This is a genomic window from Lysinibacillus fusiformis, assembly GCF_016925635.1.
In the GTDB taxonomy this organism is placed as follows: Bacteria; Bacillota; Bacilli; order Bacillales_A; family Planococcaceae; genus Lysinibacillus; species Lysinibacillus fusiformis_F.
The window spans coordinates 1,350,836-1,367,300 of record NZ_CP070490.1; the positions used below are offsets into that span (position 1 = coordinate 1,350,836).

General features: G+C 37.6%; 14 protein-coding genes and 2 other annotated features. Of the genes, 4 read left to right on the forward strand and 10 right to left on the reverse strand.

All coding sequences use genetic code 11. The annotated features are described in order from the left end of the window. Positions 1-6 precede the first annotated feature (6 nt). The 4 genes from JTI58_RS06705 to JTI58_RS06720 all read right to left on the reverse strand — a co-directional run bounded on the left by JTI58_RS06705 (position 7) and on the right by JTI58_RS06720 (position 3,925). Positions 7-1,230: an IS110 family RNA-guided transposase gene (locus JTI58_RS06705; protein WP_205444362.1), complete on the reverse strand. Its 1,224-nt coding sequence runs from the start codon at positions 1,228-1,230 to the stop codon at positions 7-9. A 242-nt stretch (positions 1,231-1,472) separates the two neighbouring features. Further along, positions 1,473-2,615, reverse strand: coding sequence for a DUF4179 domain-containing protein (locus JTI58_RS06710; protein ID WP_205445984.1), 1,143 nt, complete (start codon positions 2,613-2,615; stop codon positions 1,473-1,475). After that, positions 2,587-3,177, reverse strand: a complete 591-nt coding sequence (locus JTI58_RS06715; RefSeq protein ID WP_205445985.1) for an RNA polymerase sigma factor — start codon at positions 3,175-3,177, stop codon at positions 2,587-2,589. The genes JTI58_RS06710 and JTI58_RS06715 overlap by 29 nt, the downstream gene beginning before the upstream one ends. A 253-nt stretch (positions 3,178-3,430) precedes the next feature. Then, positions 3,431-3,925 (reverse strand): DUF1648 domain-containing protein, encoded by a 495-nt coding sequence (locus JTI58_RS06720; RefSeq protein WP_205445986.1) that lies wholly within the window; start codon positions 3,923-3,925, stop codon positions 3,431-3,433. A 311-nt stretch (positions 3,926-4,236) separates the two neighbouring features. Here JTI58_RS06720 and JTI58_RS06725 point away from each other — a divergent pair, with 311 nt between their 5' ends. Next, a complete protein-coding gene (locus tag JTI58_RS06725; protein ID WP_205445987.1) occupies positions 4,237-5,931 on the forward strand; it encodes a methyl-accepting chemotaxis protein in 1,695 nt (564 codons plus the stop codon). A gap of 59 nt (positions 5,932-5,990) precedes the next feature. On the opposite strand, the gene JTI58_RS06730 is transcribed toward JTI58_RS06725, so the two are convergent. Then, positions 5,991-6,764, reverse strand: a complete 774-nt coding sequence (locus JTI58_RS06730) for an HAD-IIB family hydrolase (protein WP_243456342.1) — start codon at positions 6,762-6,764, stop codon at positions 5,991-5,993. A 196-nt stretch (positions 6,765-6,960) separates the two neighbouring features. Next, positions 6,961-7,199: a binding site (T-box leader), on the forward strand. Between the two features lie 91 nt (positions 7,200-7,290). Between JTI58_RS06730 and JTI58_RS06735 the strand changes: the two genes are divergently transcribed. Beyond that, positions 7,291-8,862 (forward strand): 2-isopropylmalate synthase, encoded by a 1,572-nt coding sequence (locus JTI58_RS06735; protein ID WP_205445989.1) that lies wholly within the window; start codon positions 7,291-7,293, stop codon positions 8,860-8,862. 50 nt (positions 8,863-8,912) lie between these two features. Here the strand turns inward: JTI58_RS06735 and metG are convergent, their stop codons facing one another. From metG to rsgA, 4 genes are all read right to left on the reverse strand, one after another. Further along, complete coding sequence (gene metG / locus JTI58_RS06740; protein WP_205445990.1) at positions 8,913-10,547, reverse strand: methionine--tRNA ligase; 1,635 nt, start codon at positions 10,545-10,547, stop codon at positions 8,913-8,915. Between the two features lie 57 nt (positions 10,548-10,604). Then, positions 10,605-10,866, reverse strand: a binding site (T-box leader). 87 nt (positions 10,867-10,953) lie between these two features. After that, positions 10,954-11,601: an HAD hydrolase-like protein gene (locus JTI58_RS06745; RefSeq protein WP_205445991.1), complete on the reverse strand. Its 648-nt coding sequence runs from the start codon at positions 11,599-11,601 to the stop codon at positions 10,954-10,956. A gap of 15 nt (positions 11,602-11,616) precedes the next feature. Then, positions 11,617-12,042 (reverse strand): FosM family fosfomycin resistance protein, encoded by a 426-nt coding sequence (fosM, locus tag JTI58_RS06750; RefSeq protein WP_205445992.1) that lies wholly within the window; start codon positions 12,040-12,042, stop codon positions 11,617-11,619. A 17-nt stretch (positions 12,043-12,059) separates the two neighbouring features. Next, positions 12,060-13,130, reverse strand: coding sequence for a ribosome small subunit-dependent GTPase A (gene rsgA / locus JTI58_RS06755; protein WP_205445993.1), 1,071 nt, complete (start codon positions 13,128-13,130; stop codon positions 12,060-12,062). A gap of 404 nt (positions 13,131-13,534) precedes the next feature. Between rsgA and JTI58_RS06760 the strand changes: the two genes are divergently transcribed. After that, on the forward strand, positions 13,535-14,617 hold the full coding sequence (locus JTI58_RS06760) for a type III polyketide synthase (protein ID WP_205445994.1): 1,083 nt from the start codon (positions 13,535-13,537) through the stop codon (positions 14,615-14,617). 1 nt (position 14,618) lies between these two features. Further along, positions 14,619-15,161, forward strand: a complete 543-nt coding sequence (locus JTI58_RS06765) for an isoprenylcysteine carboxyl methyltransferase family protein (RefSeq protein ID WP_205445995.1) — start codon at positions 14,619-14,621, stop codon at positions 15,159-15,161. Between the two features lie 20 nt (positions 15,162-15,181). Here JTI58_RS06765 and JTI58_RS06770 read toward each other — a convergent pair whose 3' ends face one another. Then, entirely contained in the window at positions 15,182-16,375 is a 1,194-nt protein-coding gene (locus JTI58_RS06770; RefSeq protein WP_205445996.1) for a GTP-binding protein, read from the reverse strand. Between the last annotated feature and the right edge of the window lie 90 nt (positions 16,376-16,465).

A 16,465-nucleotide genomic window follows, 5' to 3' on the forward strand; every position in this document is an offset into this window, starting at 1 on the left:
AGGTGATTACGATTTCTGAGCTGGTAGTGCGGACTCATAATCGTAAAGAATGCCATGCGTCAGTAACTGAAATGTCACTTTCAGAAACTTATTGATGCAGGCGATGATCGCAACCTTATGAGGCTTCCTCTGAGGTTGCTTTTTTAATTTGTAGTAATAGTCCACAAAATGATTCGGTTTTCCTTTAGCCATAAGCATGGCGCACACCATAAAATATAAAATCTTTCGTAAATGTTTGTTTCCTCGTTTATTAATTCTGTCTCGATATTGCATATTCCCAGACTGGTACCGCATAATATCAATGCCTGCGTAAGCGTTCAGTTGTTTCGCATTTTGAAAGCGGTGGATGTCACCAATCTCTCCAATTAATCGGCACGCCGTTGAATCGCCAATTCCAGGAATCGATCGAAATACTAGATATTCTTTTCGTCCTTCCGACAATTCCACCATCTGTTTCACAAGCGTATCTTTCTTCTCTTGTAAATCCGCAATGCGAGCTGCGTAATCTCGTGCTTGATCACAACGAATATCTGTTGGTTTAATCGCGGGGTAACTATTTTCAGCTGCTTCTAATAATGTAATAGCTTTAGCCTCCGCACGCATTAGCGAGAGGTTTTTTCGCGTATTGGCCTTTAAACGATTTTTAATCATCGTTTTTGAATGGGCTTGTAAAAGTGCGGGGTGTGGATAGAGTTGTACAATATTTAAAAATAGTGCTGAACTCGGTGTAATCAGCTTTTCTAATTCTGGAAAACTCAGCTGTAAAATGGCATGCATTCTACTTTTGAGTAAAATGATTTCTTCATCAATTTCATCGTAGTAACGAGTCAGTGCACGCATCTGTTCATAATAATCGTCTTGTATGTACGTTATTTCGCGTTCCATTTTAAAATGAGTCTTCGCAAGTTCATGGGCATCACTAGTATCGGTTTTATGACGACGCATCGTTGCCATCTGTAAATTCGCTTCAAGTGGATTCATGCGGCAGTATGCGTAGCCGTAATCTTTGAAAAATGCTTCGATAGGTTTTGAATAGGTACCTGTTGCTTCAAATACGATAGCTGGTGCTTGTCCATCTTGTTTTGACATCTCTACTATTCGTTCGTGTAATCGCTCAAAATCACCGCGTGTATGAAGTAGCACACCTTCGAATTCACATTGGCGGTGACCATCATAAATCGCAACAGTACTTTTTCCTTTACTGACATCTAACGCAATAACATGTTTCATCTCATTCTTCTCCTTTTGACCAATCATAGAAGCCTTCACAGTACCTTATCGATTCCACTTTCTTATACACGATCTCTTGGACCCAACATACTAAACTGATTCATATAAGGGCATGAAGTTAGCCGGTTTAATATACGGACTCACAAATGGTCCCAGAGGCTGGTCGGCTTTTCTTCACTTCTACTATAAAAAAATAGTAGCACAAACCATGGCCTTGGTTTGTACTACTAATGTTAGTATGTTTATTTTTGTGAATTAATAGGTAGTGTAACCTCTAGTTCAGGAATATATTGAATCTTTGGTTCACCATTTTCATCCATTTGAAATGCACCCATTTCATTTTCATCAAAGAGGTATATATACGGCTTAAGGGTTATTGTTTTTGGAACAGATTCAAACGGGTTGTACCGAGAATCCGTAATCTTATCGCTTCCATTCGTAGCATGCCAACCATTACCACCAATTAATTTAAGTTTGCGACCTTGATCATCAAAAACATCTATACCCATCGTTAGTAAAGGTAGTGTGAAAGTTGAGTTATCCATTAAAACGAGTCTTGTAGTTATTCCTGTTGTTATTGGTGTCAGTTGAATCTGTTCAACAGTAAAATGTATATTATCGTATTTCCTACTTACATTAGGTTGTAAGGTCACATAGTCTTCAACTTTATTTTTCACAGGAATATCAATTTTCAAAGGATCTTCTATGCCAGTTATTGAAGTAAATAACGTCAAATTAAATTGTTCGGGGAAAGAAGCTCCTCCCTGATTACTCAAATCCGAAAACTCAATAATAGCAGAATCTTTATCTTTACCATTGTGTATCATAGGATGGACAGAATTAGAATCATTCGCAGCAAAAGAATCAACAGAATTACCATTTATAAACAATTCGATATCACTGATTTGTTCTATTAAATTTCTTTTTGAAAATTCACCTTCTGTTTGAAGACGTTCAATAGCAATTGAAACACGTGTACCGTCATACACTACTTCAGATACACTTAATGTAAAACCATCTTTAGTAACACTTGTATGAAGTTTCGTTGAAAGTCCTTTTTCATCAGCAGTTTTAAGACCTAAATCACCCGCAAGTTTAAAAATTGATGATAGTACTGGTACTTCCTTCATTGTTGCTGCCATCGTTGGTGAAATTAAGCCAGTGATAAATACCAGACTAAAAATCATTGCTGCAGAGGCTGTCATCATCATCACTCTTTGGCGCATTTTCTTATGGGTTCTAAAACTTTCTGGCTGCTTTGAGTTACGTTTATTTTCATATTTGTTCATAGTACGATTAACTAAATCAACTTCTATAGGTGTTTCTCGAATAAACCTTTCTATCTGATCTAACTCCTTATCCTCCAGTTTTGAACGAGTGTCCATAAATATCCCCTCCTAACATATTTTCCTTCATCAATTTTTTACGTAATCGTTCATACTTTTTTCTTACTGTGGCTGCTTTCATATCCATAATGGCAGCAATTTCATCAAAGCTATACTCCTCAATAGAATGAAGTAATAAAATCCTTTTTTCATCTACATGTAAGTTTTCCAATAGCCTATGTACCATTTCATCATATTCAGGTATCGGAACTTGCGTCTGCTTCACCTGTTCTTGCTTCAGATTTAGCCAAAATTTATAGCCCTTATTTTTGGCTTTTATGACATCAATACAATGATGGTGGGCAATTTTATAAAGCCATGCTGACAAGGAAACCGTATAAGAAAATTTATGAATATTTTCTAATCCCTTAATAAAAATATCTTGTGAAGCATCCTCCGCCTCCTCTTTGGTTCCTAGCATATAGTAACAATAAATATAAATTTGCTTTTGAAAACAACGAATGATTTCTGCATAGGCACGTGTGTCACCTGATTGAACTTGCTCCACAATGGATTGAATATCTATATCAGCCCGCTCTTTTGATTGATTTAGTGCAGTCAAAGTTGTTCCCCCCTTTCCAATCTATATAACTGAAATTAATAGAAGTTTGTGACACTAGAAAAGAAATTTTAAAAATATTATTTAGATCCTGAATGTCATCGGGTTACTTAGAGAAATCTTTTATTTCGTACCATCAAAGCTGTTTCTTCCCATCCTCGCCTATATAACTGAAATCAACAGCCATTTGTGACACATAAAAAATTTTTTTCACAAAAATAAAACGCTTAAGGGTATCCTAAGCGTTTAAGACTCACTATTTTATTTTGTAGCTTGTTATAAACCCTTTAATGATTGGGATCAATACACCTATCAATACAATGGGTAGGAACCACCAGCGTAATGAATTTACCTCACCAAGACCAATACGAACCATCTGAACCGATATAAAAGCAAATAAAATGAGACAGATATTTTTCACTTCATTTAGTATTTTTCTGCTATTCAAATAAAATGCTTTTACATTACTTTCATTTAAACGTACTGGATAATTATGCATATGAGGTGCTTTTTCTAGAAGGCCCATTACAATCCATAAAAACAAACCGATGAATGGAAGAATAAATAATTCAATTTTTGAACCCCAGCGATCAACCTCACCCATCCCATTAAAATGACCAGGTATTTCATCAGGCAACTTCCCCCAGGCCAATATAATATAAAAGATGGACAAAATAAATATACTACCACCAATATAGTCCCATATCTTTTCTGATTTTGTTTTAGGTAACTTTAAAATTGGCCTAAACATTTTCTCCACCCCTGTTTTTTTCCTTTACTGCTTCTACGTTATGACTACTATTAAAGTTTCAAAATTTATGAAAATTGACTTAATATTCAACATTCACCATTAACTATCCCTATTATTAGTAGCATTATAGCTATAAAATCTACTTTTTTTATTACTTCATATATTAATAATACCCATTTTCAAACTACTAATTACAGTAGAAATACTCATAATACTTTGTAAAATCCATATAATCTGATATAAATGATATATATACATATTTCATTATTTTGTAACATTTCTACTAATTACTGAGAAAGGATATTTCAACTATGCGATTTACTATCTACAAGAAATTATTACTCGGTTTTTTTATAGTTATTTTAGTACTCGTTACAACAATCGGCTTAAATATAAAACAGCTTGATTCTGTGAATAAGACCTATCGTACATTACTGGAGGAACAAACTACTAAATCTATAAGTATTCAGGAATTACGGGTGATTGCAAAACAGGAAATTGTCAGCATGCGTGGTTACCTACTACTTGGAGACAAACAAAATTTTCAAAGCAATCAAGCCTCACGCGAGGAATTTAAACAAAAATCAGAAGAATTAATGGCTACTTTGGATTCAGAAAAATCAATTAAGCTACTTGAAGCTATTAATAAAAGTGAGCAAAGTGTTCAACAATTTGCAGATCGTATGTTTGACTTAAAAGCTGCTGGAGAAACAGAAAAGTACGAAAAATTGGACAGCACTCAAGGACGCTTAATTATTAAACAATTCGACGAGCGTGTTGAAAACCTTTCTAATTATCAAAATGAGTATGTTGAAGGAAAAATGGCTGCTACATCAAGCCAAATTCAAGATATCAAACTCCAAATGATGCTACTTGGGGTCTTTGCTGTTGTCATAAGTCTGATAATTGCTATGGTGGTTGGTAGTCTAATGTCTCGCCCAATTAACGGCATGGCCAAGGCTGCGAAAAAAATAGCTGAGGGTGACTTAACAGCTGAACAAATTCGCATAAAGAATCGTGATGAAGTGGGTGATTTAGCGCTTGCTTTTAATCAAATGGCTGCAAATTTAAAGGATTTAATTACCAATGTACGCCAAAACACTGTACAAGTAAGTGGTTCTGCTGCTGAGTTAACAGCCAGTGCAGATCAAACTATACAGGCTACAGAGCAAATCACTTCTTCTATTCAAGAGGTTGCTAGTGGCTCAGAGGCTCAAGGGAAAAATGCAACTGAAAGCTCAGAAGCCATGAAAAACATGACCAAAGGTATACAACAATTAGCTTCTACTACTGCGGCTGTTTCTGAACTGGCAATCGAGACAAATTCAGAGGCTAAGAAAGGGAATGATTCTTTACATCGTGTAATATCTCAGATGACTACAATCAATACGGCTGTCTTAGAGTCAGCAAGTGTTGTTAAAAATTTAGACGGACATTCCATTGAAATTGGTAATATCATTGGCATTATTACCGATATTGCAGAACAAACAAATTTATTAGCACTTAATGCAGCAATTGAAGCAGCCCGTGCAGGCGATCACGGACGTGGCTTTGCAGTCGTTGCAGATGAAGTGAAAAAGCTAGCAGAGCAATCAAAAAAATCCGCTGAGCAAATCGCTACCTTGATTTCTGAAATACAGCAGGATACAAACCGTGCTGTAACGGTGATGGATACTGGTACTCAAGAGGTTCAAATTGGTATGCAAGTAGTGAAGGTAGCAGAAGAAGGTTTCTCTAAGATTGTGGAGCTTATTGAGCAAGTATCCATGCAAATTCAAGAAGCAACGACAGTGTCTGAGGAGATGTCCTCCAGTGCAGAGCAAATTTATGCTTCCTTTGATGAAATCGCAACTATTGCCCAAATGTCCTCATCTAATTTACAAAATGTTGCATCTGCTTCTGAAGAACAATTAGCTACTATCGAAGAAGTAGCAGCTTCAGCAGCAACACTTTCAAATATGGCAGAAGAGCTTCACACGCAAGTCTCTCGTTTTAAGGTAGAATAAAAAACTGCTCGTTTTCTTTAGGTTTATAGCCTCTAGAAAATGAGCAGTTTTTTCATGTTTTATGTATTTCTATTTGCTATGTTTCCGCTATACTTTTCGCCTAACATCTCAAGCATCTCAATAACAGCAGCTTCCTCACTCGCAACTTGTAAAGAGGCCTTTTCACGTACCTGATGCCCTCCTACACAAACACTTTCCTTAGCTTTCAAAAACATAGAAGCATCGTTTGCATCATTGCCAAAGGCGATAAACTCCCCTGCCTCAACACCCAATTTAGATAAGCCATTCCACTTGTCAATGCCATAAGGGCTTATATCCACAATATTTTCTGATGTATGCTCATATAGACAAACAAGAAGTTTTTGTAGCTCAGATAATACAGCATCAACATTCTCACCAGGAAATAAAACAACTTTTACTATGTCTCTAATATCCTGCAAGGCTACCTTTTTAGCTGCTTTTAAAGGATCTATATTTTGGTAAATCGGATGATCCTCACTACCTGTATAAGCATAATCCCAATGACTATCTACTAGGTATGGTAATTGAAAAGCTGTGATAACCTGGCGAATTGCGTCAGCTACTTCTGTAGTAAATGCTGTTACCTCAATTGTTTCACCATCACGAGCAATAAATGCGCCATTCCCACCTACCATTGGATATTTTCGCATCGATTCCGGTAATACAGGTAGTAGATCACGTATCGGTCTGGCTGAGGCAAAAATGACTTCATGTCCAAGCCGTCTACATGCCTCCAATGCATTAGTGATCTCTTCACTTAATGGCTTACCTTTAAAACAAATAGTACCATCTAAATCAAAGACAAATTTCATGATTTTCCTACCTTTCATATGCTAACTCACTTCATTATTATCTCACAGAAAATACATTTTTTAGTGCTTTCTTCTACACTTCACTAAATATCAAATATTTAATAAGATAGATATTACTTAAGACAGAATTAAATAAATTTTTAGAATATTATTGACAGGAAGTTAATATCCAAGTAATATTGCTTTCAACAACACATTGCAGGCCAAGATTGGAAATAGTAAAAGTGGTTGTGTACTTGTAGAGAGCCGATGGTTGGTGTAAATCGGTAGGCACACATTTTGAACTCGTCCATGAGCTACTCCCTGAACTTTTTAGTAAGGGATGTCGGTTTCCCCCGTTAACAGGATAGACAGTGATAGCTGTCGATAAGGGGACTTTTTCTATAAAGAGAAGGTCAATTAGAGTGGTACCGCGAGCATAAACTCGTCTCTATTTTTACATAGAGACGGGTTTTTTTATTTTTTAATGACTTATTGGCCTACGTGTAAATTTTAGATACTAATCACTAAAAAGGAGTGTTTGAAAATGGGAAGAAAAATTTGGGTGTTTGATACAACTTTACGTGATGGCGAACAGGTGCCTGGAGCAAAGCTAAATCTTTATGAAAAAGTAGAAATTGCACAGCAGCTGAAAAAATTGGGTGTGGATATTATCGAAGCTGGATTCCCTGCTTCTTCACAAGGTGATTTTGATGCTGTCAAAGCTGTAGCTGAAAAGGTTGGCAACACAAACGACATTATGATTACAGCATTAGCACGTGCTGTAAAAGCTGACATCGATGCTGTCTATAATGCTGTGAAATACGCTCAAAACCCGATGATTCACATGGTACTAGGAACATCTGATATCCATGTGGAGAAAAAATTCAGCAAGTCAAAAGACCAAATTTTACAAATTGGTGTGGATGCTGTGAAATACGCTAAAACATTATTACCACAAGTTCAATATTCCACAGAGGATGCATCTCGTTCTGACTTTGAATATCTTTGGAAAACGATTGAAGCTGTTATGAGAGCTGGCGCAACGATGATTAACGTTCCTGATACGGTAGGCTTTGCAGAACCAGAGGAATTTGGAGAGATGATTTTTAAATTAAATGACCGTATGAAAAACTTAGACGATAGCGTTCTTTTAAGTGTTCATTGTCACAATGATCTTGGAATGGCAACGGCTAATACGCTAGCTGCTATTAAAAATGGTGCAGATAAGGTAGAATGTACAATCAATGGTATCGGCGAACGCGCAGGTAATGCTGCATTAGAAGAAGTTGTCATGGCACTTAAAACTCGTAGCTCCGTATACAATGCCGAAACGCGTATTAATACAAAAGAAATTATGAATACTTCACGTCTTGTTTCTAGCTTTATGGGCTTAGATGTACAGGTCAATAAAGCCATTACAGGAGATAATGCATTTGCCCATTCTTCTGGTATTCACCAGGATGGTTTGTTAAAATCTCGTGATGCTTATGAAATCGTCCATCCTGAGGATGTAGGTCTTGATGATATGGAGCTAGTACTAACAGCTCGCTCTGGTCGCCATGCAGTGAAAAATGCTCTTGAAAAATTAGGGTTTACTAATCTTTCTACAGAGGAATTTGAAGGTATTTTTGAAGGATTCTTAAAGCTAGCCGATGCGAAGAAAGAAGTATATGATCACGACTTATACGTTATTGTTGAAAGCTATTATGAAAAACATGATGCCAATAATAAAAATGCTACACATTATAGTGAACAATTCTTTGATTTCGATGATCTACAAGTCGTCAGCAATACAAGCTTCCCTTCTGCAAGTGTTAAGGTTCGTAAAGGCGGCGAAATCTTTAAAGCTAGTGCAGTAGGCTCTGGCCCAATCGATGCCCTGTATTCAGCGATTGCAGAAATTACAAATATGGATGTAAAACTAGTGGAATATAATATCAATAGTGTTTCACGAGGCAAAGAGGCTTTAGGTAAAGTAAAAATCACGATTGAACACGAAGGCGAAAAGTATATTGCAAAAGCAGCGGATACAGATATTCTTAAGGCAAGTGCTCTAGCCTATATTAATGCGATCAATAGCATTGTAGTGACAAAATTAACACCTGTTATGAATTAAATGAAAATATAAAAGCAGTATGGCCCATGAGTCATACTGCTTTTTCAATCCTAGTGACTATCCCTAACTAATTTTTGGTATTCCTCATCAATTCGTTCAATATCAAGACGTTCAAACAATGGCGTCACCTCTTGAATTAATTGAGGCAGCTCTACTTGCTCATGCCACATCATTTCATTTATACCTACCATGTTTCTTACTTTCTTTGCTGAAAACGGTAAGAAGGGATGCAGCAGCTGCCCTAAATTCGCAATGATATAGACGCAAGTTGCTAATGTACGATTACATGCCTCTACGTTTTCTTTTACCTGTAGCCATGGCTGATGTTCATCAAAATAACGGTTAGCTCCGCGAATATACTCAAAAATGGACTCTAACGCCTGTTTGAAATGGCCACCTTCGATAAGAATACCCGCTTCATTAAACAATTGTACGGTTTGTTTTCGAATGTCGCTATCCACCTCAGCTTGTGGAACCCGACAAGCAAATGATTTTTCAATAAACTTCAATGTACGGTTTACAAAATTACCATAGGCTCCGAGTAGTTCACCATTATGGCTATAAATAAATTCCCGCCATGAAAAATCAGTATCACGATTTTCCGGCGCATTCATCGTTAAGAAGTAACGGATAGAGTCCGCATCATAACGACTTAAAATATAAGGAACCCATACAGCCCAATTCTGACTAGTAGATAATTTGCGTTTTTCTAATGTTAAATACTCATTTGATACAATATGGGTAGGTAATGCCTTAGATCCAATTCCCATTAAAATGGCTGGCCAAATAACTGTATGGAATGGAATATTATCCTTTCCATGTACATAGTATGAAATGGTCTCTTCATTCCATAAATCTTCAATGGCTATTTGATGCTCTTTTGCCCATTCTAAACTTGCTGTTAAGTACCCTGCTACAGCTTCAATCCATACATATATTTTTTTCCCTTCAAAACCTGGCACTGGAACATCTATGCCATTCGGTAAATCTCTTGTTACTGCTCGGTCAGGAACTCCTTCTGCCAAGTATCGCTCCGTCAACCCTAAAGCATTGTCTCGCCAGCGTTTCTCGGCTTTCGCTTGAGCTAAATAAGACTCCAATCTTCCTTGAAATTGACTAAAGGTAAAATAAAAGTGCTCCGTTTCCCGAATAACAGGTTCATTCCCGCAAATTTTGCAGCGCTTATCAATTAAATCCAATGGGTCTAAAATTTCTGAGCAGTTATCACATTGATCTCCCCTTGCTTTCGCTCCACAATTTGGACAGAGCCCCTCGACAAATCGATCTGGTAGGAATTGCTTATCCGTCTCACAGTAAGCCTGTTCAATTTTCTTTTTGTATAAAAAATTATTAGCCAGTAGCTGTAAAAAAAGGGCCTTAACGGATTCATGGTGGTGCTCCGCATCCGTTCTTGTGTACAAATCATAGGTAAATCCTAAATCATGAAAGCATCTAGTAAATTCATCATGATAGTGATTGGCAATAGCCTCTGTCGTTGTATTCTCTTGCGCGGCACGAATAGAGATAGGTGTACCATTACAATCACTACCTGATACATATAAAACCTGCTCACCCTTTTGTCGGTAATATCTAGCCAAAATATCACCTGGTAATAATGCGGCAACATGCCCTAAATGCAAAGAGCCATTTGCATACGGCCAAGCGCCTCCAATAACAATCGTCATTCTAAATTGCTCCCCTCACAGAAAAAATGGTAAAAAAAAATCGCCCTAATCAAATCTGATTAGGACGAGTATACCCGTGTTACCACCTATATTTACAAATAGCTCACACTATTTGCCTCTATCAGTACGTCTCCATTCAAAAAGAGAGATACTGCCGCTGTTGTAACGAGTGCCCATCTCGTCGTAATCTACTGGCTAAAAAGCTTTCGGTACGAAGCTCAAAGGTCATTTTCAAAAGGGTTCATTTACCTCATTTCCACCAACAGAGGCTCTCTACAAAATGTTAATCCAATTTACTTTTCCTTTTCAATGCTTTGTCTATAGGATTGGCACCATTTTACGCCTTCTTGTGAGGAAATGCAATGATTGTCGTTAAATCGTCCCTTTTTTGATACACTTTCGTGCGTTAATCTAATGTAACATTTACCAATGCAGTTAAATCATCGATTACTATATCTGCTTTTTCTAATTCCCTGTCTTGTGCAAAGTCAAAGCGTACACCTATCGATAGTAATTGATTATCCTGTGCAGCTTGGATATCCGAAGAACGATCTCCTACCACTGCTCCGTACTCAATTTTATTTTCATCTACAACTCTTTTGACCAGGTCTGATTTATGCCCACTTGCAATAGCTTGAATGCTGTAGATACCCTTTATGAAACGCTTCAACTGATAGGTTTCAACGATTGCTTGTAAATAGTCGACCTGTCCATTACTCGCTATGTATAACGGATAATTCTCTGACAATGTTGCAAGAGTTTGCTCAGCATGTGGATACAATGCACCCTTATGTCCACGTATTTGCTCAACCAGCTTTACATGGAATAATACATTGCTCTCTTCTCGTATCTCTAGCGTATGCATAGGACATAATGTTTCCCACACAACCGGTAAAGGAACCCCCATTATTTCTCGATATTTTTCTATCGGTGTTTCGCCCTGCCACAAGCCATTTGTCCGCAGCACATCAAATGTTGCATCGAGCGCAGGCTCTAAAATAAGATTAGTTTGAAATAATGTGCCATCCATATCAAAAATAAACGCTTTATTCATAGAATCACTCCTTGATTAATTATCAAAAAACGCCATATGCGGCTTTTCTTGCTTATAATAATCCAAACGATCTTGCAAAGTTCCTGTATGAAACTCAAATTTATGACCATCTGGGTCCGTAAAGTAAATCGATTTTTTGTCCTTCTCATCTCTTTGTCGACCTGCTAAAATATTGACCTTTAGTTGCACCAATTTGTCATACATCTTATCAAAGTCATCTTCAGCGATTGTGAAGGCAATATGCGTATAGGACTGATGGATGTCATTGCGCGGTATATCCTTCTCAACATTAAGAGCGAGCCACAGCCCATTTACATCAAAATAGGCTGTGCTGTTCCCCTTTACTAGCAACTTGGCATCGAATACTTTTTCATAAAATGTGATGGATTCCTCTAGATTAGATACTGAAAACAGTAAATGATTGATGTTTTGAATTGTCATAGCTGTGCTCCCAATGTTTATTTTTTCCCTTTTTTCATTCCCTTAGCTATTTGCTTCCACTTGCGTTGCTCCTCAAGTTTTGCCTGGGTATTTGCTTTGCGCTCCATGTAAGCCAATTCTCTTTGCAGCTTAAAATAGCTTTGTAGACGATATTGATCTAAGTCCCCATCTACAATAGCTTGCTGGACAGCACAATAAGGCTCTTTTTGATGCGTACAATCACGATAACGACAAGCTGTTGCTAGTTCCTCAATATCTTGAAAGCTTGAAGCTAAACTATCACCTTGATCCCACAATTGAAACTCACGCATCCCTGGCGTATCGATTAAACAGCCACCAGCAGGCAATACTACTAGCTCTCGATGGGTTGTTGTATGACGTCCCTTAGCATCGTCCTCACGAATACCTGCTACTTTCATCAGTACCTCCCCACATAAGGCATTTGTTAATGTGGATTTTCCTGCTCCTGAAGACCCCAATAATGCTCCAGTGACTCCCTCTGTGAATAACGACTGAATTTCCTTTAGACCTTCGCCGGATAGAGCACTCGTTACAAAAATATCTACACCAAAGGCTACAGACTCCACTTCTTGCACTAAGCTCGAAACATCCTCGCACAAATCTGCTTTTGTCAGGACAATAATAGGCTTTGCACCTGAATCCCAAGCGGCCACTAAATATCTCTCCAAACGTCGAATATTAAAATCAGCGTTCAAGCTCATAACAAGTAACACGATATCGACATTTGATGCGACAATCTGTTCTTGAATTTCCGTTCCTGCAACTTTACGTGAAAATACCGATTTTCGTTGCAATAGCTGATGAATAATTGCTCGTTCCTCACCGGGCATTTTCTCTACTAGCACCCAATCACCAACTGCTGGATAGTCCTCTCGAGCTAAAGACGTATACGCATAATGACCAGCAATTGTCGCCAGCCATTCTCCCTCTTCAGCTAACACGCGATAAGAATGCTTATGCTCTAAAGTAACCCTTGCAGGCACACAATTCTTTAATTTAGCCTGCTTTTTCATTTCTATCACTTGCTCTTCAAAATATGTTGTAAATCCTAATGTTGGTAAATTCAATTTATTTTCCTCCTAAACGTGCATATCAATGATGCCTCAGCGAAAAATTCTATGTCATCCGCAAGAGGCCATATCGCAATTTAGCATTTTTTAAACTACGATAAAAAAACCTTGTAGCTGCAATTCGGCAGTTACAAGGTTTCACAGGCACGTTTAAAAGATACACAAATACCCCGAGTTATAGCACGGCGTCACTTTGTATATTTTAGGCGTGTGAAATTGAACAAACCGAATTGCAGTTCGCTAATTACAGATCTATTCATCATGTCACATCACCTACTTTCCATTTAGTTGTTATCAATATAGCTAAATTTTCAGAAATTGTCAATTATAATATTATAAGCATTTATTCCAATCATCCACGCATACAATGAAAAAACCACTAAATGCGAGGAGATGTTGAGTTGCCTAAAATCATTTCAATTAGCACATATCAACCACCTTACACATTACAGCAAGAAAACGCAGAGGAACTAACGAAAGAGCTTTTCTATGCAAAAATTCCAAAACTAGAGCGCTACTTAAAGGTTTTTGAAAATGGTGGCATCGACACACGTCATTTTTGTGTGCCACCCGAATGGCATCGTACGAATCACTCCTTTGAAGAACGTAATAATTTATATATTGAGTTAGCTACACAATATAGTGTAAGTGTCATTCAATCATGTTTGAAAAATAATTCCTTTTTGTTCACACCTATTTCTTCTGAAGAAATTGATGCCATCATTTTTGTTAGTAGTACAGGAATTTCAACACCTAGCATTGATGCACGTGTTATGAACAAGCTTTCTTTTTCAGATCGACTTAAACGCATTCCTTTATGGGGACTTGGTTGTGCAGGAGGAGCTGCTGGTGTAAGTAGAGCCTATGATTTTTGCAAAGCCCATCCACAAGCAAAGGTGCTTGTCGTTTGTGTCGAGTTATGTAGCCTCACTTTTCAGCCAAATGATTTTTCTAAAAGCAATTTAATCGGTGCTTCCCTTTTTGCAGATGGTGCGGCATGTATACTTGTTTGTGGAGATAAAGTAGCTATCGAAACAAAAAGACCAACCCCTGATATTCTAGCTACAGGGTCAAAATGGATGCCAGATTCAGAAAATGTGATGGGTTGGGATGTGAAAAATAACGGGCTTCATGTTATTTTTCAAAAAAGTATTCCTTCTATTATTACCAATTGGCTCGGACCTTTCATTGAACAATTTTTAATGGATCAAGGACTGTATAGCGAGCAACTTACTCATTTCATTGCGCATCCTGGAGGAAAAAAGGTATTAAAGGCATATGAAGATACACTTTATTTATCTCCCCAAAAAACCGACATTTCTCGGGAAATATTGCGGCAACATGGCAATATGTCATCACCAACAGTGTTATATGTATTAGAGCAATTTATGTTACATGAAGGACAAGTGGAGGATACAGGCTTGCTCGTAGCTCTTGGCCCTGGTTTTTGTGCAGAAGCTGTATTATTAAACTGGAGGGAGTAACATGATCTTCTATCTTATTTTTACCCTTGTCGTTCTACAAAGATTGACAGAGGTTGTCATTGCTAAGCGCAATGAAAAATGGATGCTTTCACAAGGAGCCTATGAAGTAGGTGCTTCACACTATCCTTATATGGTTGCCATGCATATTAGCTTTTTTCTGTTTTTAATGGTGGAAATCACTACAAATAACAACGGAATCTCGCCCTTATTTCCATTATTTTTTATATTATTTATAGCCGTGCAGGCATTACGGATCTGGTGTATTCGTTCTTTAGGAACTTTTTGGAATACAAAAATTCTCATTTTACCTGATGCACAAGTTGTTCGTAAAGGGCCATATGAATATATGCGCCACCCTAATTATGCGGTAGTTTGTTTGGAAATCCTTTTACTACCTCTCATGTTTCAGGCTTACTTTACGGCATTTTGTTTTACATTATTAAATATTACAATGCTTTCTGTCCGAATACCTATAGAAGAAAAAGCATTACGAGATGCTACTAATTATAATCGTGTATTTCAAAAGAAGATTTCGGAGTCTTAACCGAAATCTTCTTTTCTTCTTTAATGCCATTCCCAGTTAAATGGGTCTTGTAGTCGCTCCCAAGGGACATGAAACTCTTCCTCTGTTAACAAACAGCTGTCCAACTGTTTAGTGATGCTTTCTCGATCTAGATCAATGCCAATAATAACAAGTTGTGTCATTCGATCTCCGTACTCTTCATCCCAATCTTCCAATACTTCAGAGCTTTGCTGGAATACATCCTGCTGCTGTGCTTGTGGTAGAGCTGCTACCCAATAAGACACGGGTTCAATTTTTGCAGATGCCCCCGCTTGTGATAATAATAGCGCAACATCCTGATGTCTTGCACTCCAAACAATCCCCTTCGCTCGCACTATTGAATCTGGCATGTGATCACACCACTCAACAAAGCGCATCGGATGGAACGGTCTTTTACGTTTATAGGTAAAGGAAGAGATCCCGTACTCCTCTGTCTCTGGGGTATGATTTTCATGACCAAGCTCCAACTCCTTTAACCAACCAGCTGATTCGGAGACACGTTCAAAGTCAAAGCGTCCTGTATTTAAAATTTCAAGTGGGTCGATAACACCATTTGTTGTACGTATTAGCTTCGCCTCAGGCTGTAATGCACGTAAAATACGCTCTAATCGCTCAAGTTCCTCTGCTGATACTAAATCGCACTTATTTAAAATAAGGACATCACAAAATTCAATTTGATCAATGAGCAGGTCCGCAACATCGCGCTCATCTAATTCACCAACCGCTTCCTTCCGTTCCAATAAGCTTTCTCCTGACTGAAAATCATGCCAAAAGCGGTGTGCATCTACGACAGTGACCATCGTATCTAATTGACAAAACTTTGTTAAATCAATGCCGAGCTCCTCATCTAAATAACTAAATGTTTGTGCAACTGGAATCGGCTCGCTAATCCCCGTCGATTCAATCAAAATATAATCAATATTACCTAGCTTCGCAAGGCGTTCCACCTCCTGCAATAAATCCTCTCGTAATGTACAGCAAATACAACCATTGGAAAGCTCCACAAACTTCTCTTCTGTACGCGATATACCACTACCATTTGCGATAAGCTCAGCATCAATATTAATTTCACTCATATCATTCACAATAACAGCGACACGTAAATCCTTTTTGTTTTGCAATACATGATTCATCATTGTTGTCTTACCAGAACCCAAATATCCACTCAATACCGTAACAGGAATTCTCTTTGTCATTATTACAACTCCTCAAATCGTAATCATTACTATTTACAATTCGTAATTAAATCATATAACTTTTGAAAATGCAAAGCTTTTTATTACTTG